3 protein-coding genes are annotated in these 4,528 nt (G+C 40.3%); all 3 read right to left on the bottom strand.

The annotated features are described in order from the left end of the window. Nucleotides 1-223: 223 nt before the first annotated feature. Nucleotides 224-1,147: a nucleotidyl transferase AbiEii/AbiGii toxin family protein gene (locus tag V7K42_RS00355; protein ID WP_099070581.1), complete on the bottom strand. Its 924-nt coding sequence runs from the start codon at nt 1,145-1,147 to the stop codon at nt 224-226. Continuing rightward, nucleotides 1,144-1,740: a type IV toxin-antitoxin system AbiEi family antitoxin domain-containing protein gene (locus V7K42_RS00350; protein WP_334912480.1), complete on the bottom strand. Its 597-nt coding sequence runs from the start codon at nt 1,738-1,740 to the stop codon at nt 1,144-1,146. The genes V7K42_RS00355 and V7K42_RS00350 overlap by 4 nt, the downstream gene beginning before the upstream one ends. Before the next feature lie 730 nt (nt 1,741-2,470). Beyond that, entirely contained in the window at nt 2,471-3,991 is a 1,521-nt protein-coding gene (locus V7K42_RS00345; protein WP_334912478.1) for a hypothetical protein, read from the bottom strand. Nucleotides 3,992-4,528 lie beyond the last annotated feature (537 nt).

The following is a 4,528-nucleotide window of genomic DNA, read 5'->3' as shown; positions in this document are numbered from 1 at the left end:
GTCGCGGATGCTTTGAGGTTGACAGGATAATATTTTTAACCTCTAATTCCATTTGGTTTGCGTTCTCTCATATCGCTTTTAGTCTAAACTCCAGTAGTAAACGAGCATCTTCGGAAAAATAAATAGATGCGATCACATCTCGTCCACTACCATCGGCAGGTGTGATCGCTTACTCTCTTGGGCTTGCTCTTTTCTTTTCGGATCTTCAGTTTGAGAACGAGGATCAAATATCAGACCAATGTTTTGAGGGAGTCCAGGTTTTATGGAAACCTTGTTCTTCTACGACCGCCAAACAAGGAGGCATTAAAAATTCCCCAATAACCGCAATAACTTCAGGCAATGAAACCTGTTCTGCTTTTAACTGCCCCTTCTTAACAAAAGCTGTCCATTGTCTTTGTTTATCGTTATCAAGAGCAAATTCTGATGTCAGGGCAAAGGGTAGTGTTGTTGGCAACGATGTTCTGCGTCGATTAAATGTGTTTTTAAGAGCTTCGTAAAGAATATCTCCCTGAAATTCAAAATGTTGAGAAAGAAACCAAATGTCATAAAAATCTTTTAGTCGGCTGTTTCTTATGCCAAGACTAACCATTGCCTGGAACTTTTCAGCAATTACTGTCTCACGAGGATAAACAAGTAAAGAAGGTGCTGGCAAATTTAGGATGGAGGGAAATTCAGCTTCTTCAGCTGTTGGTGTAACTGCATCACCAAATCCAATATCTACTTGAACCGAGATATTAGTAGAAGCCAGTTGACCTGTTAGCTTAATTCTTATCCCTTCATACTCTTGTTCTTCCTTTATTTTTTCTGCCGTAACAGTTTCTTCTAGAAAAACAATGCCATCTTGGTCAAACGAAATGCGGCAAATTTCCCGAAATACTTCTTCCAAGTATGAGGCTTTATTATCCCCATGAGCAAGCATGTCTAAATCTTTAGTTGCTCTATGAGGCTCATCATTCCATATCCTGAAGAGAGTCGCTCCCTTTAGGATGAACCGATGCTTGTATGAAGATTGACCAAGCCTATATAAAAGGCGATCTGCGGCATAAAGTGTGAGAAGGTAATTGAAATCCTCTCCTCGCTGTTTTGATAGTTGAAGCAATCGCGCTTTGATAGAGGCTGGTATATTATGAAGCTGTTTTTTACTCATCCAAGTGATTCGAGATAGGGGCGCATCACGTTCTGCATTCGGCAAATCTTAGCATAATGCCAAATTTCGTCTATGGTGCAGCGCCTTTCTTTCAAACACTCTCGCAGTGCTTCCAAAGCAACATCAAGACCAATTTTGTTGCGAAACTTAAAACAATCTACAACAGTTTTGGCAGGACAATAAACCGGAACACGCACTCCTTCAATTTCATACTCTTCAATCCCGGATTCTAGAGCTTTACCCGACATATAAACAATCCGCAGAGGAAGAATATCTTCTTTAGGCGCACGAGCTTTTTGAGGTATCGCTAGCCATACCTCAAAGGGGGCTTGGGTTGTCAGTTCATAAAAGCTAAGGGCAGAAAGCAGACAGATTACACCATGAGGAACCCGTTTGACAGCCTCAACCAGACTATGACTCTCTGTAATTTCTGCAAGCGTGGAAGTATAAATACCACGGGCAGAACGAATGAGAAGTCCTTGTTGCTCAAGACGTTTGAGATAGTCTCGATGAATTCCTTTTGCTTCTGCATCTTTGGCACGGATCGCACCTACATTATGAGCTAGTTCCAATACCTGCTGCATTTTGGTCATACTCTAATCCACCGCTTGGTTTAGCTTCTATCTTTTCACCTATCAGACAAAAAGTTGGTATTTGTATATATCTACCGACACTTTAACACAATAGTTTGAATAAATTGGCTATTTTGTGATGAAACGTTGGTATTTACCTAAATTAAATAACGTTTCATCATGAGCTTTTAAGCTCAAATCTTTATGGATAAATCTGATGGCACTTCTTCACTACTCAGTTACAACGCCAAAGCGTTTATTCCACCGTATGTGTACGCTGGTTTTATTGATTAGATTTTTTTATTCAATTTAGTAAAATATTTTGTATTATTAATATTTAGTTCAATCACAGGAAAAAGGCTCGATATAATTCTTAATCGAGCCTTTTTCCTGTGAAGCTCATGATTTTAGCATAAATTTGAGCATTTTGTCAATGCTTTTAAAAGATACTTACTTGAAATTTTTTTGACGAATCAACCACTACAGCTATTGTAGCTATATCATTTTGAAAAATTCGATGAGTGCATCTATTAAGTTTCTCTGATTTGTTGTTTCTGATCAAGCGGTAATGCCCATGAGGGTGAAAAGCTATCAAGCGATCAGTTGGACAAAAGGGGGTCTGCCTGGGTCAAAGCGAGCTTATGTCAAAATCATCGCCTAACTGACCCATAGCGAACCTGGATGCAAGCCATTCCGCCAGCATTGAAGTTTGTAAAAGATTGTAAAATATTCCCAAGGTTGGGAATATTCCTCACTCCTCTAATTGCAACTCTGGGCCATTTTCACCCATCACTACGCCATCAGTTTTCTCGACCCAGCGCTTAATGCGATCGCGCAGTGCCGGGGCGTTTCTCCAGCTAGTTTGTTTAATTTGTAATACTCTCAGCAGTTCTTCATCCGCACTTATTTCCAATTCAGAAACACTTGCAGCGATCGTAATAAACTCTTGCAATGGCTGAATAATTCCCGCATTCGCAGCACCATCGAAACTCATGCTCTGGGTGCAAGCCGGAGTTACAGAATTACTTGGTAATGCAACCTGCGCTCCTTTATCGACTAGCTCTTGAATATTAATCATTACCTGCCGGACATTTTCTTGATTAGCTTCTGGCATCGTTACAAAGCAGCTGGGCAGTATTGCCTTAATCCCGCTAGCCACCTGCTGATTACAGTTCTGCGCCACCTGCTGCATATACTCTAGAAACTCAGGAAATATTGCGACAGTTGTGCGATCGCAATCCTTGTAAAACTCAGAGTAAGCATTTGATTGGGCAGCCGCTTCCCATTTACCACCTTGGGGCTTGTACTTCTTATCTGCCCACCAATTCAAGAACACTGGGTAAGGGCGCTTGAGGGCAATTTCCCAAACTTGCTGCACTTGGTCTTTTACCTTTGGTGGTGAATCAGATTTCTTTTTAAAGCCCACTCCTGGCATAGAGTTATATTTAGGCTCAGTAACTAAATTTTCAAAGTCCGGGAGTGCGGCGGAATATTTGCCTTCAAAACTGCCTGTGTGGTCAATGAGTGGCTTTTCTTCAAGGTTTTCAACGTAGTGCGTATCTATGGGTGGTTCATCACTCCACGGGTCAAAATCAAGCCACTGGTCAAATTCTATATTTTCTCGATCTGTATTTTCAACTCTCTCTTTCTCAAATTTTTCCTTTTGAGTAGAAATATAGTTTTCTATATATGTAGTAGGTAATTGCGATCGGAACTCCGCCTTGTTTTGATTAGAATCTCCCGTTGTTCCATTTAGAATTTCGGTACTGGATAAGGGTTTCCAGCTTTCATCAAATGGATTGTACCCGGTTAACTCTATTAAGCGTTCTAGGTTGAGCGTTATCCATGATTGGGTTTGATCAGGATGCCAAGCACCTGGAAGTTTGTTTATCAGATAGCTTCTTAGACTGGCGTAGTTACCCTTCTCAATTATTTTTAGTGTCTCCAAATCCCGAATCATTTTCCCAAACTGCGACACACTAAGCGATGTGAACTGTGTTTTTGTCCAATTTTCATACGAGTTATAAATCCACTTACGGCCATCTTTGGTGGTCTGACCGCAGTTGGTCTGCATCCAAAAGGCTAATTGATTTATGAAAACTGTCGCTTCTCCGGGATGACGAATTTTTAGCTCCCTCATTGCTTGTGCTAATGGAGGTGTAAAAATTAACTTCCAATTTTTTGCTTGCTGGTTGGCTGTTTGTGACGTATCACTCGAATTCGACAATGATACGTTTTGAGGTGCTAGACTAGCAGATGAATATTTATTCAATGTGTATCTCGTCCTTCTAGATATACTCCCGGTGGCTGTTCGCGCAGCACGACCGGGTTTTACATTTGGATTTGTGACTAGTTAAGATTAAACCTATCAGAATGCAGGGTTTTTTAATTAAAAAATAGCATTGCAGATAGATTTCAAACTCTGGAATGAAAGCATAGTAAGGGTCGCAGGTGTCGCAATAAAAATAAATCTAATGATTTTGGTAAGTAGCGACATATTTTTGGGCTATTTAAGCGCAATCACAAAGCTGGAGTGCTTATTTTTGCGTTGTTAGCGGCAGCGATCAAACATTCGCCTTTCATAGCATATATGTTTCAAGCATTTCAAATTAATCAAAAGTTACCCCCAAGTCGATTCCCAGCGCCGCCTCAATTTTTCTGATTGTAGCTTCGCTGACGCATGAATAAATTTCTTCATTCTCTAGGTGATACCAATAAGCAGTAAACCAAAAAGTTTTTCTCCAAAGAGCGATCGCTGAAATACTTATATGTTTTAATACTTTATAACACCTAATTCTCTAATCAGTAG

This window comes from Nostoc sp. (assembly GCF_036917455.1).
In the GTDB taxonomy this organism is placed as follows: domain Bacteria; phylum Cyanobacteriota; class Cyanobacteriia; order Cyanobacteriales; family Nostocaceae; genus Nostoc.
This window is presented reverse-complemented; position numbering and strand designations above follow the sequence as displayed.